Annotated in this window: 23 protein-coding genes; 3 read left to right on the top strand and 20 right to left on the bottom strand. The window is 53.5% G+C overall.

Translation table 11 applies throughout. The features are described from left to right. Window positions 1-29: 29 nt before the first annotated feature. From M3G15_RS21675 to menA, 6 genes are all read right to left on the bottom strand, one after another. A complete protein-coding gene (locus tag M3G15_RS21675; RefSeq protein WP_083791409.1) occupies window positions 30-212 on the bottom strand; it encodes a helix-turn-helix domain-containing protein in 183 nt (60 codons plus the stop codon). Between the two features lie 148 nt (window positions 213-360). Then, window positions 361-696, bottom strand: a complete 336-nt coding sequence (locus M3G15_RS11160) for a helix-turn-helix domain-containing protein (protein WP_260070959.1) — start codon at window positions 694-696, stop codon at window positions 361-363. Window positions 697-868: 172 nt separating this feature from the next. Beyond that, window positions 869-1,543, bottom strand: a complete 675-nt coding sequence (locus tag M3G15_RS11155; protein WP_016314271.1) for a hypothetical protein — start codon at window positions 1,541-1,543, stop codon at window positions 869-871. A gap of 34 nt (window positions 1,544-1,577) precedes the next feature. Continuing rightward, window positions 1,578-1,727: a DUF7689 domain-containing protein gene (locus M3G15_RS21755; RefSeq protein WP_430050387.1), complete on the bottom strand. Its 150-nt coding sequence runs from the start codon at window positions 1,725-1,727 to the stop codon at window positions 1,578-1,580. Between the two features lie 47 nt (window positions 1,728-1,774). Continuing rightward, window positions 1,775-2,857 carry a Gfo/Idh/MocA family protein gene (locus M3G15_RS11150; protein WP_260070940.1) on the bottom strand — a complete coding sequence of 361 codons (1,083 nt, stop codon included), beginning with the start codon at window positions 2,855-2,857 and terminating at the stop codon, window positions 1,775-1,777. 82 nt (window positions 2,858-2,939) lie between these two features. Beyond that, a complete protein-coding gene (gene menA, locus M3G15_RS11145; protein ID WP_260070939.1) occupies window positions 2,940-3,887 on the bottom strand; it encodes a 1,4-dihydroxy-2-naphthoate polyprenyltransferase in 948 nt (315 codons plus the stop codon). 283 nt (window positions 3,888-4,170) lie between these two features. Between menA and M3G15_RS11140 the strand changes: the two genes are divergently transcribed. Then, window positions 4,171-4,383 (top strand): hypothetical protein, encoded by a 213-nt coding sequence (locus M3G15_RS11140; protein ID WP_157273311.1) that lies wholly within the window; start codon window positions 4,171-4,173, stop codon window positions 4,381-4,383. Between the two features lies 1 nt (window position 4,384). Here M3G15_RS11140 and M3G15_RS11135 read toward each other — a convergent pair whose 3' ends face one another. The 14 genes from M3G15_RS11135 to M3G15_RS11070 form a co-directional block, all read right to left on the bottom strand. Then, window positions 4,385-5,770, bottom strand: coding sequence for a diguanylate cyclase (locus M3G15_RS11135; RefSeq protein ID WP_260070938.1), 1,386 nt, complete (start codon window positions 5,768-5,770; stop codon window positions 4,385-4,387). A 186-nt stretch (window positions 5,771-5,956) separates the two neighbouring features. Continuing rightward, window positions 5,957-6,514 (bottom strand): hypothetical protein, encoded by a 558-nt coding sequence (locus tag M3G15_RS11130; protein WP_009223635.1) that lies wholly within the window; start codon window positions 6,512-6,514, stop codon window positions 5,957-5,959. A 147-nt stretch (window positions 6,515-6,661) separates the two neighbouring features. Next, window positions 6,662-7,951 carry an NCS2 family permease gene (locus M3G15_RS11125; protein WP_260070937.1) on the bottom strand — a complete coding sequence of 430 codons (1,290 nt, stop codon included), beginning with the start codon at window positions 7,949-7,951 and terminating at the stop codon, window positions 6,662-6,664. A gap of 101 nt (window positions 7,952-8,052) precedes the next feature. Next, window positions 8,053-9,087 (bottom strand): ferrochelatase, encoded by a 1,035-nt coding sequence (gene hemH, locus M3G15_RS11120; RefSeq protein ID WP_260070936.1) that lies wholly within the window; start codon window positions 9,085-9,087, stop codon window positions 8,053-8,055. Window positions 9,088-9,312: 225 nt separating this feature from the next. Beyond that, window positions 9,313-10,809, bottom strand: a complete 1,497-nt coding sequence (locus M3G15_RS11115; RefSeq protein WP_397376615.1) for an MDR family MFS transporter — start codon at window positions 10,807-10,809, stop codon at window positions 9,313-9,315. Window positions 10,810-11,018: 209 nt separating this feature from the next. After that, on the bottom strand, window positions 11,019-11,588 hold the full coding sequence (locus M3G15_RS11110) for a TetR/AcrR family transcriptional regulator (protein WP_260070934.1): 570 nt from the start codon (window positions 11,586-11,588) through the stop codon (window positions 11,019-11,021). 103 nt (window positions 11,589-11,691) lie between these two features. Next, on the bottom strand, window positions 11,692-12,549 hold the full coding sequence (locus M3G15_RS11105; RefSeq protein ID WP_260070933.1) for a GNAT family N-acetyltransferase: 858 nt from the start codon (window positions 12,547-12,549) through the stop codon (window positions 11,692-11,694). Between the two features lie 29 nt (window positions 12,550-12,578). Then, window positions 12,579-13,559: an aldo/keto reductase gene (locus M3G15_RS11100; RefSeq protein WP_009223629.1), complete on the bottom strand. Its 981-nt coding sequence runs from the start codon at window positions 13,557-13,559 to the stop codon at window positions 12,579-12,581. Window positions 13,560-13,771: 212 nt separating this feature from the next. Next, window positions 13,772-14,170, bottom strand: a complete 399-nt coding sequence (locus M3G15_RS11095) for an ArsR/SmtB family transcription factor (RefSeq protein WP_260070932.1) — start codon at window positions 14,168-14,170, stop codon at window positions 13,772-13,774. 3 nt (window positions 14,171-14,173) lie between these two features. Then, window positions 14,174-14,599, bottom strand: a complete 426-nt coding sequence (locus tag M3G15_RS11090) for an SRPBCC family protein (protein ID WP_260070931.1) — start codon at window positions 14,597-14,599, stop codon at window positions 14,174-14,176. Between the two features lie 181 nt (window positions 14,600-14,780). Further along, entirely contained in the window at window positions 14,781-16,883 is a 2,103-nt protein-coding gene (locus M3G15_RS11085; RefSeq protein WP_260070958.1) for a glycoside hydrolase family 36 protein, read from the bottom strand. Window positions 16,884-16,988: 105 nt separating this feature from the next. Further along, a complete protein-coding gene (locus M3G15_RS11080) occupies window positions 16,989-18,311 on the bottom strand; it encodes an ABC transporter substrate-binding protein (protein WP_009223625.1) in 1,323 nt (440 codons plus the stop codon). 125 nt (window positions 18,312-18,436) lie between these two features. Beyond that, the gene (locus M3G15_RS11075) at window positions 18,437-20,089 is read right to left on the bottom strand and encodes a response regulator transcription factor (protein ID WP_260070930.1); all 1,653 of its coding nucleotides are present in this window, start codon (window positions 20,087-20,089) and stop codon (window positions 18,437-18,439) included. Continuing rightward, entirely contained in the window at window positions 20,082-21,911 is a 1,830-nt protein-coding gene (locus tag M3G15_RS11070; RefSeq protein ID WP_260070929.1) for a sensor histidine kinase, read from the bottom strand. Before M3G15_RS11070 ends, M3G15_RS11075 begins: the two co-directional genes overlap by 8 nt. Before the next feature lie 187 nt (window positions 21,912-22,098). Here M3G15_RS11070 and M3G15_RS11065 point away from each other — a divergent pair, with 187 nt between their 5' ends. Further along, window positions 22,099-22,986 carry a carbohydrate ABC transporter permease gene (locus M3G15_RS11065; RefSeq protein WP_009223606.1) on the top strand — a complete coding sequence of 296 codons (888 nt, stop codon included), beginning with the start codon at window positions 22,099-22,101 and terminating at the stop codon, window positions 22,984-22,986. Continuing rightward, the gene (locus tag M3G15_RS11060) at window positions 22,986-23,816 is read left to right on the top strand and encodes a carbohydrate ABC transporter permease (RefSeq protein ID WP_009223605.1); all 831 of its coding nucleotides are present in this window, start codon (window positions 22,986-22,988) and stop codon (window positions 23,814-23,816) included. The genes M3G15_RS11065 and M3G15_RS11060 overlap by 1 nt, the downstream gene beginning before the upstream one ends. Window positions 23,817-23,977: the final 161 nt, after the last annotated feature.

Genomic DNA, 23,977 nt, shown 5'->3' with positions numbered 1-23,977 from the left:
CCTTCATGCAAAAAAAGCATAGTGAATCTTCAGGGACTGGGGACTATCCCCGTTTGTGAGACAGGGATCAAAGCACCTCTCAAGATTAAACAGCCAGTTGTCGGAAATGAATCGGTGACTGGTTGTTTCCGTACACATTTGTGGTTTACCGGACACTTCATCCGGAGCAAAGCAGCGATTTTTCGGTATCCATAGCGATATTTATGCCGGATTCAGAGTTCGCGAATTTTCACTACCATGTGGTTCTCGAGTTTATTTTCTCCCTTGCCTTCAAGCGATAGTAAGTGGCGCGAGGGATTCCGATCCAGGCGCAAGCTTGTTGCACACTCACTTCTCCTCGAATCGACTCAATCCACTCTATTACAATCTTTGACGATGCCCCCTCTCCATCTCGTTGTACTTTTTTAGCAGCTCTAGTTGTTGTTTCACAAACCGGTTCTCCGCCTTAACCTTCCCTAATTCCGAGGTATGTTCGGGTCCTTTGCCATAGCTGTATTGTTTACCTACTGGCTGCTCTAAACGGTTCTGCTCGCCATTGCGATACCATCTCATCCAAGTTTCCGCTTGTGTCTTATTTCGGATATTTAATTGCTCCATAATTTCCTTCACCGGTGTACCAGACATTTTCATTTCAATTGCCTTCATTTTAACTTCTAGGGGGATAACTAACTCTTGTTCCCAATGAAAAAAAAACACCTCCAAGGTTGTCTCCATATCTTACGACATGGGCAAATTTTCTTGAAGGTGTTTTTATTTGTCCCACACTATGGGGTCAGTCCCTGACTTTCCATCCGAGCGATTTAGTCAAATTACAGCCCCAATAAGTTCTACTTGAAAGGATCACTTACAACCTCAAGTTGGACTATTATTATTTTTTGCTTAAAACATACTCTTTAAGGTCATCAAATTTATCCTTGTTTTCTTTTGCCCATTGTACTATGTCAGTCATTTTCAAGGACTTCGTTTGACTATCCGGAACCAAAGACTGAACTGCTGGGAAAAGTTCAGTTTTACCTGCCTCAAGTTGGTCAATAATAAATGGCACAGCAGGAAGACCCAGTTTTTTTAGAGAAGTAATTTTCTCATCTTCAGTTAATTCAGAATTAGCGATTTTTTCAACTTCTTCAGGAAGTGTCTTAAGTTTTGCCTTCCATTTCTCCGAGAACTTGTCTCCAGTATCCCAAGCTGTACTTTCCTCTTCTTTGAGGTTTACTTTTGTGATTTCTTCGATAGCAACTGAAAAAATGTAATCAAAAAGACCGCTTCCTTCACTTTCATCGATTTTCTTTTCTAAAATTGGAACAGCATCTGTTCCGAGATTTACAATATTTGCATACTCTTCGCTGTTCTTGATGTAATCATAGGGATTACTACTCATGGCTAATTCAGTTTTATTAGTGACTTCCGTTTGTAACTGTTCGGCCAAGCTGTTAAGGTTTTGGTTAATTTGCTTCTCAACGGATGCATTAGCACGTACCGCGTATAAAGAAGAAGTAACAGCAAAACCGAGGGCGAACATTCCAATAAGTAACTTTTTGTTCACTTCGATCACCTCACTATATATTATATACTATTCATTACTTGTATACTTGCAACGCAGATCCGTATATGGAAGATGTGTAAGGGTCCCATCCTAAAGATTGGAGTCTCTCCAATTGGCCCCATTTTGCGTTAGAATAGTTAGTTCCTTCCGCTTTGGAAAAATGAGTCCTGTAGCGGACTTTCACCGCCTAGTTATCGCCCATGCCGGGCGCACATGAACTTTTTGTTGTTTTTAGATGGCCCAAGGCTGACGCTCGGTCCGCACCGTCTGCCCAGATTGGACTGCCTGCTCCATCATCAAGGACAGGTATTGGTCCTGGGCTGCCTCCGCCAAGCTGTAGAACGAAGGGCCTCCATGTACGTATTGCCCCATCTTCTCCAAGCTGGTGGCGATGGCGATCTCTTCGTCCGTCAACCGTCCCGGCCGGAACGGGTTTACGTAAACCCATTCGGAGCCGGCCAGCACGCCCTCGTGGTAATACCCCAAAAGGCTGCCGTTCTGGCCGGCATCCACCCGCCGCAGCTGCAGCTCCACCGGGGTGCGGTAATCACGGAGATAGCGGAGCTCGGTGCCGTCGATTTCACCCCGGACGCCGCGCACCAGCACGCGATGACGCCGGATCGGCGAGAAATATTGATCGTAGGTAAAATCGAACAATGCCGTTCGCTCGCCGAACCGCAACAGCGCGATCGTCTGGGACGAGGTGACGATCCGTTCCTCCACTGGCCAGCCTCCGCGGCCGGGGCCTTGAACCAGCGGGGACTGAATCTGCTCCCCGCGGATTTCCGCATCCTCGAATCCCACCCCGAGCAGTTGCCGGATCAGGCTGATGCCGTGGTAGCCGTGCCCCGCCGATACCTGCACGTGCGACACCTCGCCCAGCAGGCCAGACCGCACGACGGCAAGGCGAGCCGCATGCATCGGCTGGAACAGGAACTGCTCGGCCACTTGAATTTTCGCTGCGGATCCCACGCTTGCATAGAGTTGGTGCAGCCCGGCCAGATCGGCCGCCGGCGGCGTCTCCGTCAGAACGGGAATGCCCGCTGCGGCGAGCCGGACCAGATACTCCGGTGTGACCGTACGCGGCAACGACAACACCACAAAGTCGAAGTCCCGCCGCTCCAGGAACGCCTCCCAATGTGACGTGACCGGGACGCCCCAAGTCCGGTTGACTTCCCGGCCTTTTGCTTCGTCCCGCATATAAATGTTGCTAACTTCAAAACGCTTCGGCAGCGCGCGGGCAATGCGCAAATAAAATTCAGCCCGCCAACCGCCGCCGACCATTCCAATCCGCAGCTTGCCCCTATTGTCCATCGTGTCTTTGCTTCCTCCTCAAGTCTGCCAACCCACGCGTCAGGCCCGGATCACATGGATGCCTCGCCGCGGGGTCCCATCGTCAGAAGGGCAGAACGGCGGCGACAACCAACGCGAGAATACGCGCCATATTGGTTAGCAGGAAATTTTGCACCGACAAGCCAAACGTCAATTGCTTGGTTGGCTGCGCGGTAAACGTTCGGATATTTTTTGACACTGGCACCACTGTGAGGAGCACGAGCAGCAGAATAATCGGATGAACCCCCAGGATCGCCAGTACGATGACATCTACATAGGCCGCATAATAGAGCAACTTAAACAACATCAGCGCCGGCCCTTTTCCAATGTAGATCGGTAAGGTGTAGCGTTTGTTGTCGATATCCTCTTCCATATCGCAAATATTGTTGGCCAGCATGATGTTGGCAATGCCAAGAATCGCCGGTATGGAGATGAGAAATACCAGCAGCGTCTCCAGCAAATGAACTTGGAGAACTACCGTACCGCCCTGCAGTGTCAGTGAAGCCAAGCGGTCGCCCGCGTGGATGTAAGCCGATACAAATATAATAACAAATCCCATGAACAGTCCGGAAAAAATTTCGCCCAGCGGCATCCGAGAAATCGGAATCGGCCCAAAAGAATACAAGATGCCGACCGCAAACGACAACGCGCCAAGCAACAGCAGCAGCCACCCGGTCTGAAGGAAGAGCAGCACTCCCGCGGTCACCGCGATCATGAACAACAAAATAATCAGTGCTAGCACCGCGGCCGGATTCATGCCGTATTTTACGATGGCATTGTGTTTTTCGTAGCCGTAGCCGTGCTTGCGGTTCGCTTTTTTGTAATCCACATAGTTGTTGATCGCCGTCGTGGTCATGTCGAAGCTGAGCAAGGAAATCAGCATGAGCACAAAATGCCAAGGCTCAAACACATGGAACCGATAGACAGCATAGACCGTGCCGAACAGAAGCGGAATCATACTTGCGGCCTTCGTCTGGATTTCCACCAGCTTGAGAAATTTGGTGATCGCCATTCTCCATCATCCTCTTTTTATCTCGTTAAAAAGAAGATATCTTACTTTTGAAATAATGGCTGTTGGATATGTCCTTGACAAAGGGCATTAGGCTAGAATTCGCAAGCCGATGTATTCGATTCGTTTGCCATGACCTGACGGCTTAAGCTAAAATGCAAGTAAGTTGTACCAAAACCGTAGAAGAGGGGTTCGCGTATTGTCCATGTTCTCCACAGAAGACCTGATTGGATCTTTGATCTTTCTCCTTATCCTCGCTGTGATCGCCGTTTGGAATTTGCGGAAAATGAGTTCCGGAGCGTACGATCTCAAGGCGCTGCGCAAACGCGGCCTGGTGTGGACCGAGGTGGCGGTCGCCTTGTTCCTGCTGCAGCTGCTGCTGCGCAAGGGAGACAACCGCTTTCTATTGGTCCTTGGCATGGTGGTCTTGTTTGCGGCAAGCCAGTGGCTCGGAGCTATCTATTTGGAGCGGAAAGAAAACAGAGGGGAGAAGAAGTAAGTCAGCTGGGCAGCGGCGTGCTTGGTTCAGCGGTCATCCGGATCGAATCGCCGCCCCGCTTGACGTCATACATCGTTGCATCGGCGAGCCGAAGCATATCCTCTAAGCTGGCGTTCCCGTCCGGCGACAGGCTGATGCCAATGCTGGCCGAGATGCTGATGCGCATTCCCCGATACACATAACCTTCAGCCAGGCTGGATCGAATGCGGTCCAGCACTTTTAATACCCCGTCCTCCTGCAAGTTCACCAGCAGGATCACGAATTCATCCCCGCCCAAACGGCAAACCATATCCTGTGCCCGGACCAGGGAAACCAGCCGGCCTGCGATATGCTTCAACAATTCATCCCCGGCTTCATGGCCGTATGTATCGTTCACTTCCTTGAAATTGTCCAGATCCAGGAACATCAGGGCGACCGGCTCTCCTCGCCCCTGTGTTTCTTCGTATTTCGCATTAAATTTTGCCCGATTGGCAAGTCCAGTCAGCTCGTCATGATAGGCCAAGAATTGAATCTTTTCCTCTAGCTGCTTCCGTTCCGTAATTTCAATAATGACTCCTTCCAGCCTTACGAGGTGCCCGTGCGCGTTGAAATACGGTCGTGCCCGGTTCTGGAGCCATTTGATTTCGCCGTCCGGCCGAACGATGCGGCATTCCTTCACGGAGTTGGTTTTTTGGAGGATGAGTTCATGCTGGATCTCGAAGAATAGCTTTAAGTCCTCAGGGTAAACGATCTCCTGCACCTGCTTCCCCTTCAAACTCTCGCTCGAATATCCGGTAATTTGCTCGAATCCGGCAGAAACCTCCAACTCCATTGTACTGAGATCATAAGTCCAGACCCCAACGGATACGCTTTCAAGGATATCGTTCAATTGCTGTTTGCCACTTTCGGCGCGCGGCGTCCACATCTTCGTGGTCAACACATAGATCAAGCAAAACGATAGAATAAACAGGCCGTATACCAGAAAAAAAGCAGCGTCGGCGCGTTCCAGCTTACCGGTCAGCAGCGCCCCGCGGTCTGCGAGCGCGAAATACAGCATCGACAGGAGATGAAGTGCACCTGCCACAGCGACCGCAAGATAATGATGATACATCAAGCTGAGGAGCGGAAGCAGCCCCAGGAATATATAACTGGTCACGGACAAATCCGTGAATACCATAACATTGAGGTAAATGAACAGCATCACAAGCGTTAAAATCATCGTAAGACGCGGCCAGCGGCGTCTGATAACAAATCCGGCCAGCACCAAGAGCAGGGAAGCGCCCAAGATCGGTTGCGCCACTTCGACATGCCGATGGACAAGCATTTGCAGCACACTGGCAACGACAAACAAGCCGACAAGCAATTTTAACATCCAGATGTTTTTGTTATGAATTTGGTGGGCGTTCATCCGTTCTCCCCCCTTGAAGTGAGGCTCATCCTAATGGCGCAATAGGAAATTTTAGGTACAAAGAACTATGTCTAAGGAAATATTATACTACAACTGCAAAATTGTGCTACACGATTTTATCAGCAACACCCAAATGAAAAAGCCGGAGTGAACGCTCCGACTTTGGTCTAATGCATATGCAGGATTTCACGGCACATATTGCTGCACGATCCGGACGGCCTTGCCATCCTTCAGCGTGAGATGATACGGGAATTGGCTGAGATCCAGCAGATCCGTATTTTGGAATAACTTGCTGAATTTCTGTAAGGTTACGGTTTCATTTGCCCTAATTTCGATATCCTCCGGCTTGCCGGTCCGGTCATAAATTTGCAGCACAACTTCAGCATCCGTAGAAACCGGATAAGTCACCGATTCCTCCGTCTCATTTACGATATAATAACCGTCCGGCGGTCCGTCAATCCCGGCATCCGGTTCGCGTTCTGCGAAGATCGCCGCCGCCTCATCCCCCTGATACCACAAGATCGGGTCCGCCGTGAGAACTGCCCCGTCAGAGCCAAGCTTCACAGCGTTCAAGTATACCGTGACCGTATCGGGGAACTTAAGCTCCGCCGTTCCAACGGCCGACGTCTTGGCTCCCGTTCCCGCTCCCGGAAGGAATCCGAAGGACGACGGCGCATGGGCATCCAGCCCGGGCAACATTACAATGAGCGCCAGGGGAAGCAGCGCTGTAAACCAATTTTTCATGTCAGGTCCGCCTTTCTATGTCAGCACATCCAGCGAATTACCGCCTCAGGATTTCCATTGTATGGCTTACAGGTTCATTATATGACGGCCTACCGAAAAAAGGGTCTCACCCAGGTTAAAACGGGTAACAAAATCTTCTTCAATTTCCTAATGCGCCGGGAAAAAGGCCAGCTGAATCACGAAGATCACGCCAAACACGTAAAGCAGCGGATGAACCTCCCGCCCTTTGCCGCTGACCAGCTTCATCACAGGATACGTGATGAACCCGACGGCGATCCCGGTGGCGATGCTGGCGGTGAGCGGCATCATGAGCAGGATGGCGAAGGCCGGAAACGCCTCGTCGAACGATTTCCACTGAATCCGGGCCAGCCCTTCCATCATAAAGCAGCCGACGATGATCAAGGCGGGTGCGGTGATGGCCGGAAGACCAGAGATGGCTCCCACCAGCGGCGAGATGAACATCGACAGCAGGAACAGTCCGGCGACGACGAGCGATGTTAGGCCGGTGCGGCCGCCCGCAGCCACGCCGGTCGTCGACTCGATGTAGGCGGTCGTAGGGCTTGTACCAAACATCGAGCCGATGGTGGTTGCCGTCGCATCTGCGAGCAGCGCGGCCTTGGCCCGGGGAAGCTCGCCGTTCTTCATCGCGCCGGTTTGTTCAGTAACGCCAATCAGCGTGCCGGTCGTGTCGAACAACGTGACGAGCAGAAATGCGAATACGGTTGTATACAGCCCTTGGCTAAAGACGCCGGACAAATCCAGATCGAAGAAGACCGGTGCCGGCGGGACGGATACGAAGCCGTCCAATTTCAGCTGGCCAGTGAAATAACCAAGCACCGCGGTCAGCGCCATGCCGATAAACAGCGCGCCGGGAACACGGCGGGCCATCAGCACCAGCGTGACAAAGACGCCAAACAAGGTCAGCAAAGTCACCGAGCGGTGCAAATCGCCAAACGTCACCAGGTTGTCGGGATTCGCCACGACGATACCGGACATTTTTAGCCCCAAAAAGGCGATGAATAACCCGATACCTGCGGTAATACCGAATTTCAGCGAATCAGGAATGGCGCGGATCAGCGCTTCCCGCAGCCGGGTGAAGCTCAGCAGCAGAAACAGTACCCCGGCAAAAAACACCGTGCCCAGCACTGTCTGATAAGACAACCCGGTGCTGGCGACAACGCTCGTAAAGTAGGCGTTTAACCCCATGCCGGGTGCGATGGCGATCGGATGCCCGGCGAACAGCGCCATAAACAGCGTGCCGATGACCGCCGCAATCACCGTAGCCATAAACACCTGATCAAACGGAACCCCCGCAGCGCTAAGCACCGCGGGGTTTACGACCAGGATGTAGGCCATCGCCAGAAAGGTGGTTAACCCAGCGAACAGCTCGGTTCGAATGGTCGTTCCATGTTCCTTCAACTTAAAAAACCGTTCCATATAAACGGATGCCCCTTCCTTATGTACTTTCTTGTTGTCAGTATAGCCATTTCGGGAAGTTGTCTTCCCTTGGAAAGCTTGCGGCTTCAGGCCGCGTTCAATTAGTCGTCGATCCAGCCCTTCGTTTGGGTCCGGACAACCTCCGCGAGGACGTCCAGCCAATCCGGCTGATCGTTTAAACAGGGGGCGACCGTAAATCCATCATCGCCCACGGTGCCGCCGCATCGGGCAATGAACTCCTCCTTCGCCTCAATCCCCAGTTCATACAACGTCTCCAGACAGTCGGTGACGAATCCGGGGGTAAACACCAACGGCCGTTTCACGCCGCGGTCGACCAAGCGCTGCAGCTGCTCTGCCGTGGAGGGTCCAAGCCACGTCTCCGGACCAAACCGCGATTGGTACGCGATATCCCATTGCTCAGGCGTCCAGCCCATCGCCTCCGCCAAGAGGCGCGCGGTTTCGCGGCACTGCTCCGGGTACGGGTCGCCGCCGTCGGCATACCGCTGCGGGATACCGTGAAAGCTCAGCAGGAAGTGATCCGGCGGCTGCGGCAGGCGCTGCAGCAGTGCGGTTAGATGCGTCTGCATCGCGCGAATATAGCCGGGATGGTCGAAGAAGGCGCCCGCCAGGCGAAGCTCCGGCACAAAGCGCTTCGCGGATGAACCCGAGCGCCGGTCCTTGCCGAGGGCGGCAAAGCAAGCCGCATCATAAATGGCGGCGGTGGTCGTGGACGAGTACTGCGGATACAGCGGCAACACGAGGATACGGTCCCCCCCCGCTGCTTCCAGGCGGCTTACCGCCTGGGCGATGTCCGGTTCGCTGTAGGCGAAGCCCAGCTCAACCTTATAGCGCTCGCCAAGGCGCTGCTGCAGGCCGCTTTGCTGCCGGCGCGAGATCGCCAGCAGGGGCGAACCCTCCTCGCCCCAAATGCGGGCATACAGCCGGGCCGAGCGCTTGGGGCGAACGGCCAGGATCACGCCGCGCAGCAGCGGCTGCCACAGCAGCGGCGGGTAATCGATCACGCGCCGGTCGGATAGAAAACGGCGCAAAAAGGGCCGCACCGCCTTGGCCGTCGGCTCCGCCGGCGTGCCGACCTGCGCCAGCAGCACACCGATCATACGGGATGAAATAGGCACGAAAAACTCACTCCGTTCATCTTGGTTCTTGCCTGCTCCCCATTTGCAGGTAAGCCATAATCCCCTATTCCATCATCCCTGTTAGTTGCCGGATGATCAATCGAAATCCTCAAGTTTTCCAGAATGTTCACATTTGGTAAACGCAACAAACCGGTCCGATGGAAGCTTGCCACCGAACCGGTCTTTGCCCGTCTGGAGCATAGACGGCCTTTGAATTCCTTAGGATTAACGTGATTCCGGTTGAACCTCCGGCTTAAACTCCGGATGGCTGCCCGCAGCTGCCTGCGTTTCCTCCGGCGCGTAGGTGCGGCGCAAGAACAAGCCGATCAACAACGCCACCACGCCAACGTACATCGAAATGGTAAAGGCTTGGTGCATGCCGGACACCAGCGCGTTCCCCAGCTCGGCCGGATCCTGCGGATTTGCCGAAGCCTTCAGGTAACGCTCTTGGCCATGCGAGAAGATGCTGATGAACAGCGCGGTACCAATCGCGCCTGACACCTGCTGCAGCGTGTTCATGATCGCGGTGCCATGCGGATATAAGTTGCGAGGCAGCTGATTCAGCCCCGTCGTTTGCCCCGGCATCATCACCAAGGAAATCCCGATCAATAACGTGATATGCAAGGCGATGACCTCACCGGTCGAGCTGTCCGTCGACAAGCCGCGCATGAACCACAAGGTGGCGATAACGATGATGAGCCCCGGCGCGATCAGCGCGCGCGGACCGAATTTATCGAACAGCCGCCCCGCCACCGGCGACATCAGACCGTTGATTACCCCGCCGGGAAGCAAGACGAGACCGGCTGCGAACGGTGCCAACAGCAGTGCGCCCTGCAGGTACATCGGCAGGATAATCAGCGTCGAGAACAAGGTCATCATCATGACCATGAGCAGCATCGCCGACAAGGTGAACATCGGGTATTTAAAGACGCGGACGTCCAAGGTCGGCTCAGAGACCCGCAGCTGCCGCCAAACGAACAAGATTAAAGCGATAAATCCGACGACCAGGCAAGTGTAGACGACAGGACTCGACCAGCCTTCACCTTCGCCCGCGTGGCTAAACCCGTATACGATGCCGCCGAAGCCAATCGTCGACAGCAGAATGGACAGCAGATCCACCCGCGGTTTCGTCAATACCGACACGTTCCGCAAATACAGCGCTCCGTAGACGATGGATAATACCGCGAGCGGAATCACCAGATAGAACAGCCAACGCCAATCCAACACATCCAGAATCAGGCCGGACAGGGTAGGACCAATCGCCGGACCAAACATGATGACCAGGCCGATCGTACCCATGGCCGCGCCTCTTTTTTCCGGAGGATAGATCGTCAGAATGGTATTCATCATCACCGGAAGCAGCAGCCCTGTTCCAATCGCCTGAATGATCCGACCGAGAAGCAGCACGCCAAACGAAGGCGCAATACCGCAAACGACCGTTCCGACCAGGAACAGAATCATCGCCGACAGGAACATCTGCCTCGTCGTAAACCATTGAATCAACAGCGCCGTAATCGGCACCAGAATCCCAATCACTAACATATAAGAAGTAGAAAGCCATTGTATCGTCGAAGGCCCCACGTGTAGCTCTTGCATCAAGTCAGTGTAGGCCACATTCAGCAAGGTTTCATTTAATATGGACACAAAGGCCCCGATGACCAGGGCTATTGTAATTGGTAAACGCCTGATCCCTTCCACACCGGCGCCTTGAGCCGATGACATCGTTGATGTATTCATTTGTAGGGTTACCTCCATCTTCTCCTATTTTTGGACTTTGCGTCTCTCTCTAGGTTTCATATATATGAACAAGGCAAAGCATGCCTTGGGGTTCGTGCTGGCGACTGAATAGACCGTTCTATATATAAAATTTAAAATAAAGGGGCGCGATCTCGCTTCCTTCTTCTGCCGCAAGGGCCTCCGAGCAACGGGGCTCAGGCAGGAAAGAGCCGCGGAATCAAACGAGCTGCCGTGTGCAAAGGTTGGCTGCTCTTTTGCGTTAAGCACATGATGATCGAACCTTCTACGATCCCATTGATCAGAACGGCTAAATCCGCCGATTCTTCCGCACTGTAGCCGGAAGCGATAAATTTCTTCTCCAATTCAGCGATCCAGGCGTCATACACTTCGCAGCAGGCTTGACGAATATTCTCGTTGCTGCGGGCGGTCTCGTGGGCGACGATGCCAATCGGCACCCCTAGCTTCGCATCCTCGCGGTCATAGTTCTCGGCAATGAGAAGCAGCAGCGCTTGCACGGCCCCAATTGCATCTTCTGTGGATTCCAGCACGGCGCGCAAGCTCGCCAAAGTGACGTTCTTGGTGTAAACGACAGCTTCACACGCGAGTTGTTCTTTGCCTTCAGGGAAATGGTAATACAACGATCCCTTGGGTGCACCGCTCATTTGGGTGATTTGGTTCAGCCCCGTCGCGTTATACCCTTGGCTCTGCAGCAGCTTGGCCGTCGTTTCGATCAGCAACTGTCGGGTTGGATTCTGATTGGGCATGCATACCGGTACCTTTCCGCGTAAGATTAGACCGATTGGTCTACATGATGATAAACGATGTCCAAGGCCAATGTCAACACTTTAGGTCCGGTATGCCCCCATTTTATAAGCGCAGGTACATCTCATGCAGGCTGATTTTATCGCGAACAAACCCGTGCCGGTCCAAAAATCCTTCCAGCAAGGCATTATCGGGCAAAGAGGCTGTGAATTTAACGAAGCCTAATTCCTCGCGGGCAGCGACCAGCATCCGGGTGGCCAAGCCTTGTCCCCGATGCCGATTGCTGACAATCAGCATATTAATCTTGCCAGTTGGACTAATCGAGAGCCCTCCGGCCCATTCACCGTCCACCTGAACGCCGTAATAGACGTTGGAAGGAGTTCGCTGCTGATACTCCAAATCGTTTTGCCAGTTTATGTGAAAATATCTCCAAGGGCCCACCAGATCGGCGAAGGTCTCGAACGTAATCTGCTCCACCGGCACTCCCGCAGAAGCCCCAAGCGGGGCTTCCAGTCGGGAAGCATCGGGAAGGGTGAAGAACGAGACGTCGTACACACGGCGGTATCCTCTTTTTAGATAAAAAGCGATCGCCCGGTCGTTCCCGGCAATGACCTCCAGGAACAACTGCTTGCAACCGGCTTGCAGCGCCTCCTCCCGGTGCAGGCCCATCAAACCTGCACTTACTCCCTTGCCGCGGTATTCCGGGCTGACGGCCAGCGCGCCGCAGCGCATCGTTCGGACGGACTCGTAGACCTTGCTGCCGCCCAAGACAACCCCCACGGGTTCTTCGCCGTCGAGAGCCACGAAGGAGTGCTCACGCGCATTGCCTTCCGGACCAAAAAATCGATCCGCAAACTCCGCTTCGGTCAAATTAAATTGGATGATATAATCGGCAAAACCGCGTTGAAACGCCTGATATATCGTGTTCATGTCCAGGTCCGTGCCCCGTACGTATCGCATCATCGTCTCGTTCTCCTTCCTCGCATAGCCTTTTACCAGGCGTAGGCTTTTGGCGCTTCACCGCCCGGACCCGGGAAGATCTCGTCGATGGCCTTCAGCGTCTCCTCGCTCAGCTCGACTTCGACAACCCGCAGCGATTCCTCAAATTGCTGCAGCGTGCGCGGCCCGATAATCGGCGCCGTAACCGCCGGATGCGCCAGCGTCCAGGCGAGGGCCACCGTGGCTTCCGATTCGCCCAGCTCTTTGCACAGCTGGCTGAACCGCTCCAGCTGCGGGCGCAGCTTCTCGATCCGTTCGGTCTGCTTGGCCGTACGCGAGCCCGGCTGCGGATTCAGATTCCCGCCGAGAATCCCTCCGTCCAACGGGCTCCACGGGATGACGCCGATCCCCAGCTCCTCGGCTGCAGGCAGAACCTCCAGCTCCGGCAGACGGCACAGGAGGCTGTACTTATGCTGCTCGGAGACAAGGCCCAGCGCCCCGCGGGCTTTCGCCTCATATTGGGCTTTCACAAGATCCCGCCCGGCAAAGTTGCTGGCGCCAACGTATCCGATCTTGCCTTGTTTTTGCGCGATGTCAAAAGCATTCCATAACTCATCCCAAGAAACGTTCCGGTCGACATGATGCATCTGGTACAGTTCGATATGGTCCGTGCCGAGCCGCCGCAGCGAATCGTCCAGATGGCGGCGGATTTTGTAGGCCGATAAGCCGGAACTGCCTTCATTCGGATCCGACGCAGGATCGCTCATCGCTCCGTACACCTTCGTCGCCAGCACGACCTTCTCTCTACGACCGCCGCCCTGCGCGAACCAACGGCCGATGATCTCCTCAGTCCAGCCGCGATGCGACGTACCGCCGTAGACGTTAGCCGTATCGAAGAAATTGACGCCGGCATCAATCGCAGCGTCCATGATTTTAAACGCTTCCTTCTCATCCGTCGTTGGCCCAAAATTCATCGTTCCCAGGCACAAACGGCTGACCTTCAATCCGGTTCTTCCCAAACTGACGTACTTCATGTCAACAACCTCCTTGAGCGTTTTTTGGAAGTAACTTGCCATGATGAAATAATCCACACCCATTATATACCAGATGGGAGACCCGGGGAAGACAGCCTGTCCAAGCCAGAAGGATGTCCGGCCCCCTTTTAATCCCTGAGACCAGTAATCCGCCGTGAACAGGAGGAAAGCCTCCGGCTTACCACCTATTGAGGTGCAGCCGGAGGCTTCATTTATTCGCCCGGAGTCTCGCTTGCGCTGCCGGACGGCGGCGTCGGGACGGGGCGAAGTCCCGCCGGTTCCGCGCCCGGTTCGGATTCAACATAGTGCTTGAGCAGGGACAACTTGTTCTCCCAGAACCGCTCGAAATACGCCAGCCAGCGCTTCAGCTCCAGCAGCGGGTCGGCGTCCAGGCGATAGCGCGTCTCCCGACCGACCTTGCGCTCGCGCACGAGTCCGGCTTCGGCCAAGATGCGCAGGTGCTTGGATACCGCGGTCCGGCTGATCGGGAACCGGCTGCTGATGTCCTTCAACGGCAGCTCTTGCCCGCTCAGCAGCTTCAGAAGCTCCCGGCGCGTTGGGTCGGCAATCGCCTGGAACACGTCATGTTTTGCAGAGGCTGCCTCCGCCATGGCTTACCCCTGTACGTATTCGGCCAGCTTGACGACGATACCGGTCCAGCCTTGATCCATGCGGCCGCGAACCAGCTCGTGCGCCTCGCCGAATTCGGTAACTTGGTCGACGGTCCACCCGCCGTGAATCAATGTAAATTCAGTTTGCTCCCCTTTTTCCTCCAGCTCGAAGGTCACCGTCCAATCCTTGCCCCAATTAAACGATAACCGGTGCGGCGGCTCCAATTCCGTCACCTTGCACGGGGAGTCTCCGAACGGGCCGGCATGCAGGACAAACTCATACCCTAATACCGGCTGGAAGCTGTTTGGCATAAACCAGGCGGCAATCCCCTCCGACGTAGCTACAGCCTCCCATACCCGCGAGATGGGTGCATTGAGCAGGATCGTGTGCCGGATATCCGGCAGCTTGCCCGTATTGTTTTGTTCCATCGTCTATTCTCCTTTTTACTCATGATTGTTCAGTTAATATGAAACCAAAAGGTTTCCTAATAACAGTGATTATATGACACCATTTGGTTTCATGTCAACAACACTAGGATTCCATAGGTTCAAAAAAAAGATCCACATCTCCAGCAAAAAGCAGCGATGCGGATCTTTAGATATAAACTTCCTACCGTTTACGGCGGATTTCGAACAATCGGGCAGACGGTGCGGAAGGCAAGGTGACCGTCAGCTGACCCGCAGCGGCATCCCAGTTCCACGCGCAAACCAAGTCCTGCGGATAGGCACAGCGGATGTCCAGCGCCTCCCCTTGCAGCGCTGGAAGCGGCAAGGCTTGAGACGAGGCTTCCCCGCGCGTACGCCATACGGCCAGATATACCGTATCGCTGTCCGGCCGGCGCAGGCCCAGGCTGATCCAGTCGTCCTGCTGCTTGGGCAGCCCCAGCGGCCAGAACGGCAACGACTCTGGAATGTCCGCGCGAATCGTCTTGTAATAGTCCAGCGCCTGCTTCACCAGCTCCCGGCGCCGCGGGCTTAACTCTGCCAGATGACCGCTCTGATGCACACGCAGCAGCAGCGCATTCACCATGTTGAAGACGACCTCTTCATCGTCGCCTTCCCGCAGCGGATACGACCAGATGGCGGATTGCTCCGGCGTCAGCGCAGACGGGGATGCAGCGGCGATGGCCGCATAGTTCACGTAATTCTCCTGGTCGCTGGTCGATTGGATGCTGTAACGACTTAACATCGCGTAATCCATCCGCATCCCCCCGCTGGAGCAGTTCTCGATGACGAGCTCCGGATAGCGTTCGAAAATCCGATCCAGCCAAGCCAAGTACGCGCGGTTATGCTGCAGCAGTCCGTCGCCGAAGCTGTCTGCCGCTGTTTCCGTCCCGATTCCGGCGTTGATGTTGTAGTCCATTTTGATATAGCCGACACCATAGTCCTCCACCAAGCGGCGAATGACCTCATCGGCGTGGGCCACCACCTTCGGGTTGCGGTAATCCAGCTGGTATCGGCTGCGGTCCATCACCCGTTTGCCGTGCCGGATGAAGAACCAGCTGTCGTCCGTGTCAGCCAGCTTCGGACTGTTGATGCCCATAACCTCCAGCTCAAGCCATAATCCCGGCACCATTCCTTTGCTCCGGATATAATCCAACACGTACTTGATCCCTTCCGGGAACCGTTCTGAAGACGGCAGCCATTCTCCCACGCCGTCCCACCACTCACCCGGAGCGTACCAGCCGGCATCGATGCAGAAGTATTCGCAGCCCGCTTCGGCGGCGGCATCGATCAATGGCAGCAGCTTCGCCGTCGTGGGTGAACCCCAAAGGCAATTCATATAATCGTTGAAAATAATCCGCAGCTCCCGGTTATCCGCGTTTGGCCGGCGAATCCGGCGCCGGTAAGCGGTCAGCTGGCCGATCGCTTCCTCAAAGCCGCCATTGGCCGCGCCAACGGCAACCGGTACGCTGATAAACCGCTCGCCAGGCTGAAGCGATTTCCACCAATGGTTATCGTGCTCGGTCGGACCGCTGAGGAGCAAGGTCAGTTGGTCCACCTGGTCGAAGATCTCCCAGTGCCAAGAGCCGTTATGCTCGATTTGCCAGAACAAGACGCTCCCCGCCTCCCGGTTCTCCAGGACAGCCATCGGGATATGCTCGGCCGCCGACCAGGAACCCGTATTGCTGCAGGAGATCCGCTTGGAGCTGCGGTCCGTCAAATGGGATAAGCCGAGCTCAGGCAATTTGTAAGTGCGCCACTGCAGCTCGCTTTGCCATCCGGTGTGGGGGATGGACAGCCATATTTTTTCGTCCCGATCCTGACTGCCTTCCTTATCCAAACCGGTCAATGCAAAGGAAGAAATGTACTCTATACCTACTGCTTCCGGCCCGGCATTGTACAGTTCTGCCCAAGCCCGGACCGTCTGCACCCCGTCGTAAAATTGGATGTGCTGCACCGCCTGCAGCCCGGTCTTCGGGTCGCGCAGCGCAATTTCCAGCTTCCTCCCCAACTCGTTGCGTCCTTTGGTATGGCCGGCATACACCATCCGTAGTCCCGGGTACGATGCCCGGTGGGTTCGTCCGTGATACTCAGCCCGGTCCTCTCCAGTTAATTGCAGCTCCATCAGGCGGAAGCCCGGTTTCTGCTCCTTCTGGATCACCGCTTCATTCAGCGCGTTTGCCCCAAAATGAAGCAGCCGCACATCCTGCTCGTCGGTGACTTCCAATACGAGATGTAAGCCGTTTTCCCGAAGCTCGATTTGATTCATCACCCTCGCACACTCCTTACCTGTCCTAAGTAAAAGCAAAACCCAGCACCGATAGATGGTGCCGGGTTCATTTTGTGGTTTACGAACAACCGAGATTCTCGATGTTTATTCCGCCGAACCCAGTTGTACCCATGCTTGCTCGATTTCGGTCACAGCTTGATCTTTTGTTTTGCTGCCGCCGATGTAAGCTTGCATGATTTCTCCGAATTTTTGATGGAACGTATCCAGCGAATAGTTGATCGCCAGGTCACCCGATGGCTCAGACTTCAGAATTTCGTTCATTTGCTTCGGCATATCCAGTTCTGGAAGCGGAGCGTCCTTGATTGGAGGAATAACCTTCGCAATCGTGGAGAACCAGCTCTTGCCGTAGTCGGAAGTATACAGCCAGTTAAAGAACTCGATCGTTTCGTTGACGACCGCAGAGTCTTTATTGATGCGCAGAGCTTGGTCCGCACCGGTGATGATCATCGATTGATCTGCTTTGTCGCTGACCGGATAGCCGGCAATGCCGATTTGAATGTCTGGGTTAATTTTCTTGATCGCTTCTTCGTCCCATGCACCTTTCCCTGTCATGATCGCCGCTTTGCCGGATGCAAAGTCGCTGACTTGCGCATTGCTGTCGCGTTCCAGCGGTTTGTCGGTGCCATGCTTCACCGTCGTATCGATGAAGTTAAAGAAGCTGTCGTACAGCGCCGGATAATCCTTGATTTTCGCATCACCGGCAATAAAGCTCTTCACCAGATCTTGCGACGTTACGCCAGCGTCTTGAGCGGCAGCGTTCACGAAATGTTGGAAGATGTGTTTCCATACCCACCATTCTTTATACGCATTCGCAAACGGCGTAATGCCTTTGGCTTCCAGTTTAGCGATGGCGTCGTCCAACTCCGCTGTCGTTTTCGGGAATGTCATCACGCCAGCTTCATCCAACAGCTGCTTGTTATAGATTAAGGAGAACAAGTTCCCTTTAACCGGCAAGCCAAGCACTTTACCGTCGGAGGAAGTCATATTGGCGCGTACCGCATCCGTCATGGCCGCAGCCAGCGGTTGATCCGTCAAATCCGCACTGTACTCAGCAAAGGTGTCGATATCCCCACCCGCCGTAGTTTGGAATACGTCAGGCGTGCTTCCCGCTGCGATTCTGGATTTTAATACGGTGTTGTAGTCCGCCTGCATGATTTCCAGGTTAATCGTCACGTTTGGCTTCACTTTCTTATATTCCTCAATGTAGGCGTTAAACGCGTCGGTATATTCCGGAGAAGCCGTGAACATATTGATGGTTACGGGTTTGGAATCATCCGTCGCCGCGCCATTACCGGCACCTGTGTTGCTTGCCCCGTTATTCGCCGCGTTATTGTTGCCTCCGCATGCGGACAACAGGCCCATGATCAACACCAGGCTGAACGATAAGGCCAGAATCTTTTTCTTCATTACTTTGCCCCCACTTTCTTTATGGTTAATATTAACTATGCTCCCTATTTTAATGAAAGGAGTCGGGTAATAAAATGTAGATATGTGGCGAAAAAAGGGTAAAAAAGTGAAGTCCGGTCGCGAGTTCACTTTTTGCCCCTTTCCTCCTCCTGCTGCTGGCGGTATTCGGACGGTGACAAAGCATAGTAATTCCGGAACGCCTTGCTGAAATAGTTCTTATCCTTATAACCCAGCATTTCCGAGATCTCCTGAATTTTGAGCGACGAATCGTCAAGCAGTTCTTTCGCCTTATCCATACGGACCTTCTGCACATATTCATGGATGCCGCAGCCATACTGTTGCTTAAACAGCTTCATCAAATACTCGCGGCTCAAAAAAAATCTCTCCGTGAACATGGAGATTTTGATGTCCTCAAAATAGTGATGGTCGATATATTCCTTGATCACCTCGACGCTGAATGGACGGCCTGCGGCCATGGAGCGGCGGACTTGCTCGTGATAATACTCGGTTAGATGGAGCAGCAAGGCCTCGAACTGATCAAACGTAGCCACATCCGTGCAGATTCCAAGCGCTTGCAACGAACGATCCACGCCGGGGGAAGGAAGCTTGTCCGCCGGAACGCCCAGCTCCGAAGCCGTGTCATTCATCAGCACGACGATTTCCCGCAGCAACCGATTGGCTGCGCCGATGCTGAAGAAGCCGGCGGCCTTGATGCTCTTGGTAAACTCGGCCATCACCGATTTGGCATGGTTTACATTGCCTGCCTCTAACGCTCCCCGCAAGATCGGCATCCGGTTGGAGAAGGAGAACGTCTCCTTGTTCGCTGCCTTGTCCGCTTCTCCAATGACGGCGATCCCTTTGAGCTTCAGCAGGTCGATGCTCTGAATGCCGGCAACGGCCTCATCATACGATTCAGCCAGGTTCAGCACATCCTCGCAATACCGGCCGATCCCTCCGGCTGCCAGCATGCCAAACAGATCGCTTAACGTCGAAACGATTTTCCGCATCAGTTCCCCTGCACGAAAAGCGATCTCTTGCGGGTAGCCCCCCTTCACCGTGTAGACGGCGATCACTTCCCGCTCCTGCTTCGGATTGGCAAAGCTGAAGCACTGCAGATTGTCCACCACGATCTCATTAATCACATTGGCCACCGCGAAATGGAGCAGCTCCCGGTCGCGATGGAACCGGCTGTCCTGCACGGCTTCCATGTTCAAGATTCGCAGGACGAGCGCCCCAAATCGATGATCCGGTTCATCCGCCCCAATTAACGAGAGGAACGCCTGGCTGCTCTGCTTCTTAAAGCTCCGTTCAATAATGGAAAAGTAGATTTTCTCCTTTAATTTCGGGAGCGACATATTAAACGCAATGTTTCGAGTGATCGATTCCTTCTGTCGCTCGCGTTTGGCATTCAGCACATCTACCGCCTTGCGCAGCGCCTGATTCAAATCCTGACGATTGACCGGCTTCAGCAAATAATCGACCACTTTGGCATGAATCGCCTGACGGGTGTATTCAAAGTCGTCATACCCGCTGATCACAATGGTCAGCAGCTCGGGATACTTCTCCTCTACAATCCGCAGGAAGTCGACCCCGTTCAGCTCCGGCATTTTCATATCCACCATAACGATATCCGGCTTGTATTGTTCCAGCATGGCGAGTCCCATCTTGCCGTCCGTTGCTTCCCGGATTTCATCCACCTCAAGCTCCTGCCAATTCCCTAAAATCCGAATCGCTTCGCGAAGCGGTTCCTCATCGTCGATAATCAATACTTTATACATGACTGCTGCCCCCCCGCGGTATTAACATACACATCTCCGTCCCGTGCTCATCGCTCTGGATCCGTAGCTCCGCTTCTTTCCCATAGAGAAGCTTCAAGCGGGTATACAGATTTTTGAGCCCGATGTTCTCTCCTTCCTGCTCCTCCCAATCTTGGAGGAAGGACGCCTGGATTTGCTCCATCTGTTCCGGAGAAATACCTGGACCGTTGTCGCTGACGGAGATTACCGCATGCGTGTCCCCCAGCTCGGCACGAATACGAATGGAGATGCCGCTCGACATTTTCTCTAGCCCATGCTTAATGGAGTTTTCAACCAGGGATTGAATGGACAGCTTGGGAATTTGCAGCTCCTTGAGCGCTTCCTCCCACTCGACCGTTACCTGCAGACGACTGCCAAACCGGGCCTTCTGTAACGCGAGATAACGTTCGATATGCTTCAGCTCCTCCCTAGCGTTCACGATGTCTTTTCCACTTATGCAATATCTTAGCGTCAGCGCCAAGGCATCCACCATATCGGCCACTTCGTCATCCCCGCTCTTGAGCGCTTTGGTCGAAATTGCCTGCAGCGCATTATACAGAAAATGCGGGTTAATCTCGGCCTCCAGTGCCTTGAGGATCGCGTTCTTCTCAACCAGCTTCATCTTGTAGCGCTCATTGATCAAATCGTTGGTCCGCCGCACCATCCGGTTGAAATGCCGGGATAAATAAGCGATCTCGTCCCGACCTTTCACCGGGATTTCCGCGTCAAAGGTCCCTTCGCTAAAGCGGCGCATCTGAAGAGACAAATCCTTGAGCGGACTCGTAATTTTATTGGAAAACAAAGTCACCAGAATGAGCGAAATCAACAAAAAAATCAAGCCGATCAAATATCCGATATTCCGCGTGGCTCTGGCAGCCGCGTAAAGGTTGCTGTACGGAATCGGTTTGACCAGCTTCCAACCTCCGTTCGCTTCAATGTTGTAAATAATCAAATATTTATCGCCAGCCTCATCGGTCCAGGTGACCGGCTTCTTAGAACCGTTCTTGTCAAGCCGGGCGAGCCATGGCGCATCCTCAATCTGCTCCAAAAAAGCAGGATCATCCACATGAAAAGGAACATTGTTCGGATCCAGATAAAGCAGATGCTCGCCTTTCTCGAACGGAACATCCTTCAGAATCTGGTCTTTGACCGTTGGCTTCAAATAGAAGGAGACGATCGCTTTCGGCTCGCGAGTCACCAAGGCGCGCAGCACACGGTGGTACCCCATAAAGTCAGGTTCCACGGTCATGTTGTAACCCGACTTCGCCCCCGGCACGATAAACGATTGATAGGCCTCGTTATGACGGCTCTCCATCGCCTGCTTGTACCACGGCTGATTCGGAATGTCTTCCTGATAGCTCACCCGAACCGAAACGTTATAAGCTTCGCGCGTAATGGAGTAGTATTTGTGTTGGTCGATCAAATAGAGATAAATGCTCTCCAGGTCGTTCCGCGAGTAAAACAGTTCACGCAGATAGTCCTCCAGGTACATTTTCGACGCATAATCCGATTCTTCGTTCATAATCGCCTGCAGGATGTCCTCGTAGTGAATCTGCGGAAGAGACATCTGTTCCACGCCGGCGAGGTAATCTTCCAGCTTCTGATTAATCAGCTTCAGATTGTTGGTGGTGCTGATCATGCTGTGCTCCACGGATTCTTGTTCTAGCATCTCATAGGAGATAATCGTCAGAAGACCAACCACTAGAATAATAATCGTCGTAAACAACAAAACAAGCTTATTGACCAGCCTGCGCGAAATCCGGTCAGTAAGCGTTGTCAGCATGCTTCGGATGCGGTTGAACATAGCTCCTCATTTCTAGTACCTCGGGCAAAAAAGCGAGTTCACCTTTTTACCCTTAACTGTTTTCTTAAATCCATTTTGACGGCAAAACCGCTGTTTTATAATCATTATAGTCGAAAAAGCCCAAGTGTATAGGGGAGACGGTAACACCGCTGTTTAAACCAATACGTCACGAAAAAGAGGTGCCATTATGTTCAAACTAGGGAGAAAACGGGACGAGAAATTAGAGTTTGGCGCATTTACCCTGCCGATTCTAATTGCCATCATCGCGGTCTTCTATTATCCGTTTGTCATGACGATCCGTTATTCCCTGACCAAGTGGAACGGGATATCCAAGCATCCGAAATTTATCGGACTGGACAATTTCAAGCAAATTTTCATGGGCGACGCGAACTTCTCGCAGGCCGCCTGGTTTACGATTAAATACGCGATTCTGTATATCGTAATCATCAATGTACTGGCGATTTTGCTGGCGCTGGTGCTGGATATGAAGCTGAAGACGACCAACTGGCTGAGAGCCGCCTTCTTTATTCCGTACATTCTCAGCTTGGTGATTGTCGGCTTTATCTGGAAGTTCATTTTTATGCAAGGCTTTGAGTCCCTTGGCGAAAGCACCGGATGGGGCATATTCTCGCTAAGCTGGCTGGGGGAACCCGGACTCGCCTTCATTTCGATATTGTTTGTCTCCATCTGGCAATCGATTGGTTTTTACATGGTCATTTACATTGCAGGTTTGCAATCGGTTCCAGATGACTTGAAGGAAGCAGCAACCGTGGACGGCGCGGGCCCATTCCGCAGATTCTTTAACGTGACGCTGCCGCTGCTTGCACCATCGATTACGATCTCCGTCTTTATGGCGTTGACCAACTCGATTAAGGTATTTGACGTCATCCTGTCCTTGACCGGCGGCGGCCCTGGCGGCACGACGTACAGTGTGGCGTACGACATTTACCGCGATACGTTCCAGAACAACCTGTACGGCTATGGTACAGCGAAAGCGCTGATCCTGTTCGTCGCCGTGCTGATGATTACAGCGATTCAGCTGACGATCTTCAAACGCAGGGAGGTTGAGGCGTAATGAAAAAGAATACGGCTGGCCGCATCATCCTGGAAATCGTGATGGTGCTGCTCTCAATCCTGTTCCTGTATCCGTTGTTCCTGACGATCATCAACTCGCTGAAGAGCTTCTCCGAGGTCATGACCGACGTCATCGCCTTGCCGAAGAAGCTGGCTTTCGAAAACTACAGCTATGTATGGGAGTTTATCAACTACCCGCGGCTGTTCCTGAATAATGCGGTGGTGACCATCCTCGGCTTGGCCGGGATCGTGTTGATCTCGTCCATCGCCGCGTACAAGCTGGCCCGCACGAAATCCAAAGCCAGCTCGATCATCTACTTTATCTGCATCATGCCGATGCTGATTCCGTTCCAATCGATCATGCTGACGGTGCTGCAGATGGCGAAGAACCTCCATCTCTCCGACAGCACGTGGGGACTTGGTATTCTGTACTGGGGCTTCGGCGCTCCGCTGGCCCTGTTCATCTACCACGGCTTCGTGAAGGGGATTCCGAAGGAAATCGACGAAAGCGCTACGATCGACGGCGCCTCCGGCTTCCGGTTATTCTTCAGCGTCATCTTCCCGCTGCTGAAATCGGTCACCACTACGATCATCATCATCGACGTAATGTGGATCTGGAACGACTTCCTGCTCCCATTGCTGATGGTTAACGGCTCGCCGGCAACCAAAACGCTGACGCTGGCCGCATACACCTTCGTCGGACAATACACCTCCGACTGGCAATATGCGATGACCGCTATGGTGATGGCGGTACTGCCTTCGATCATCGTCTTTATCTTCCTGCAAAAATACATCGTCAAAGGCGTTGTCGCCGGCGCGGTGAAAGGGTAATGAATACAGCCCCTGGTCCAATGGATCGGGGGCTGTTTGCGCGCTTAGACAATAACTGCAAAAGTGTCAAAAGTACAGTTATATTCGGCGAAAACCCGAAATTCCGGCGAAAGCCCCCTCATAAGCGTTAGATTCTCAACGCCCCCGTTTTGGGCCCAATA

The sequence above is a fragment of the Paenibacillus sp. p3-SID1389 genome (assembly GCF_025151705.1).
GTDB lineage: Bacteria > Bacillota > Bacilli > Paenibacillales > Paenibacillaceae > Fontibacillus > Fontibacillus phoenicis.
The sequence above is the reverse complement of the archived record's forward strand: the minus strand, read 5'-3'. Positions and strand labels throughout refer to the sequence as shown.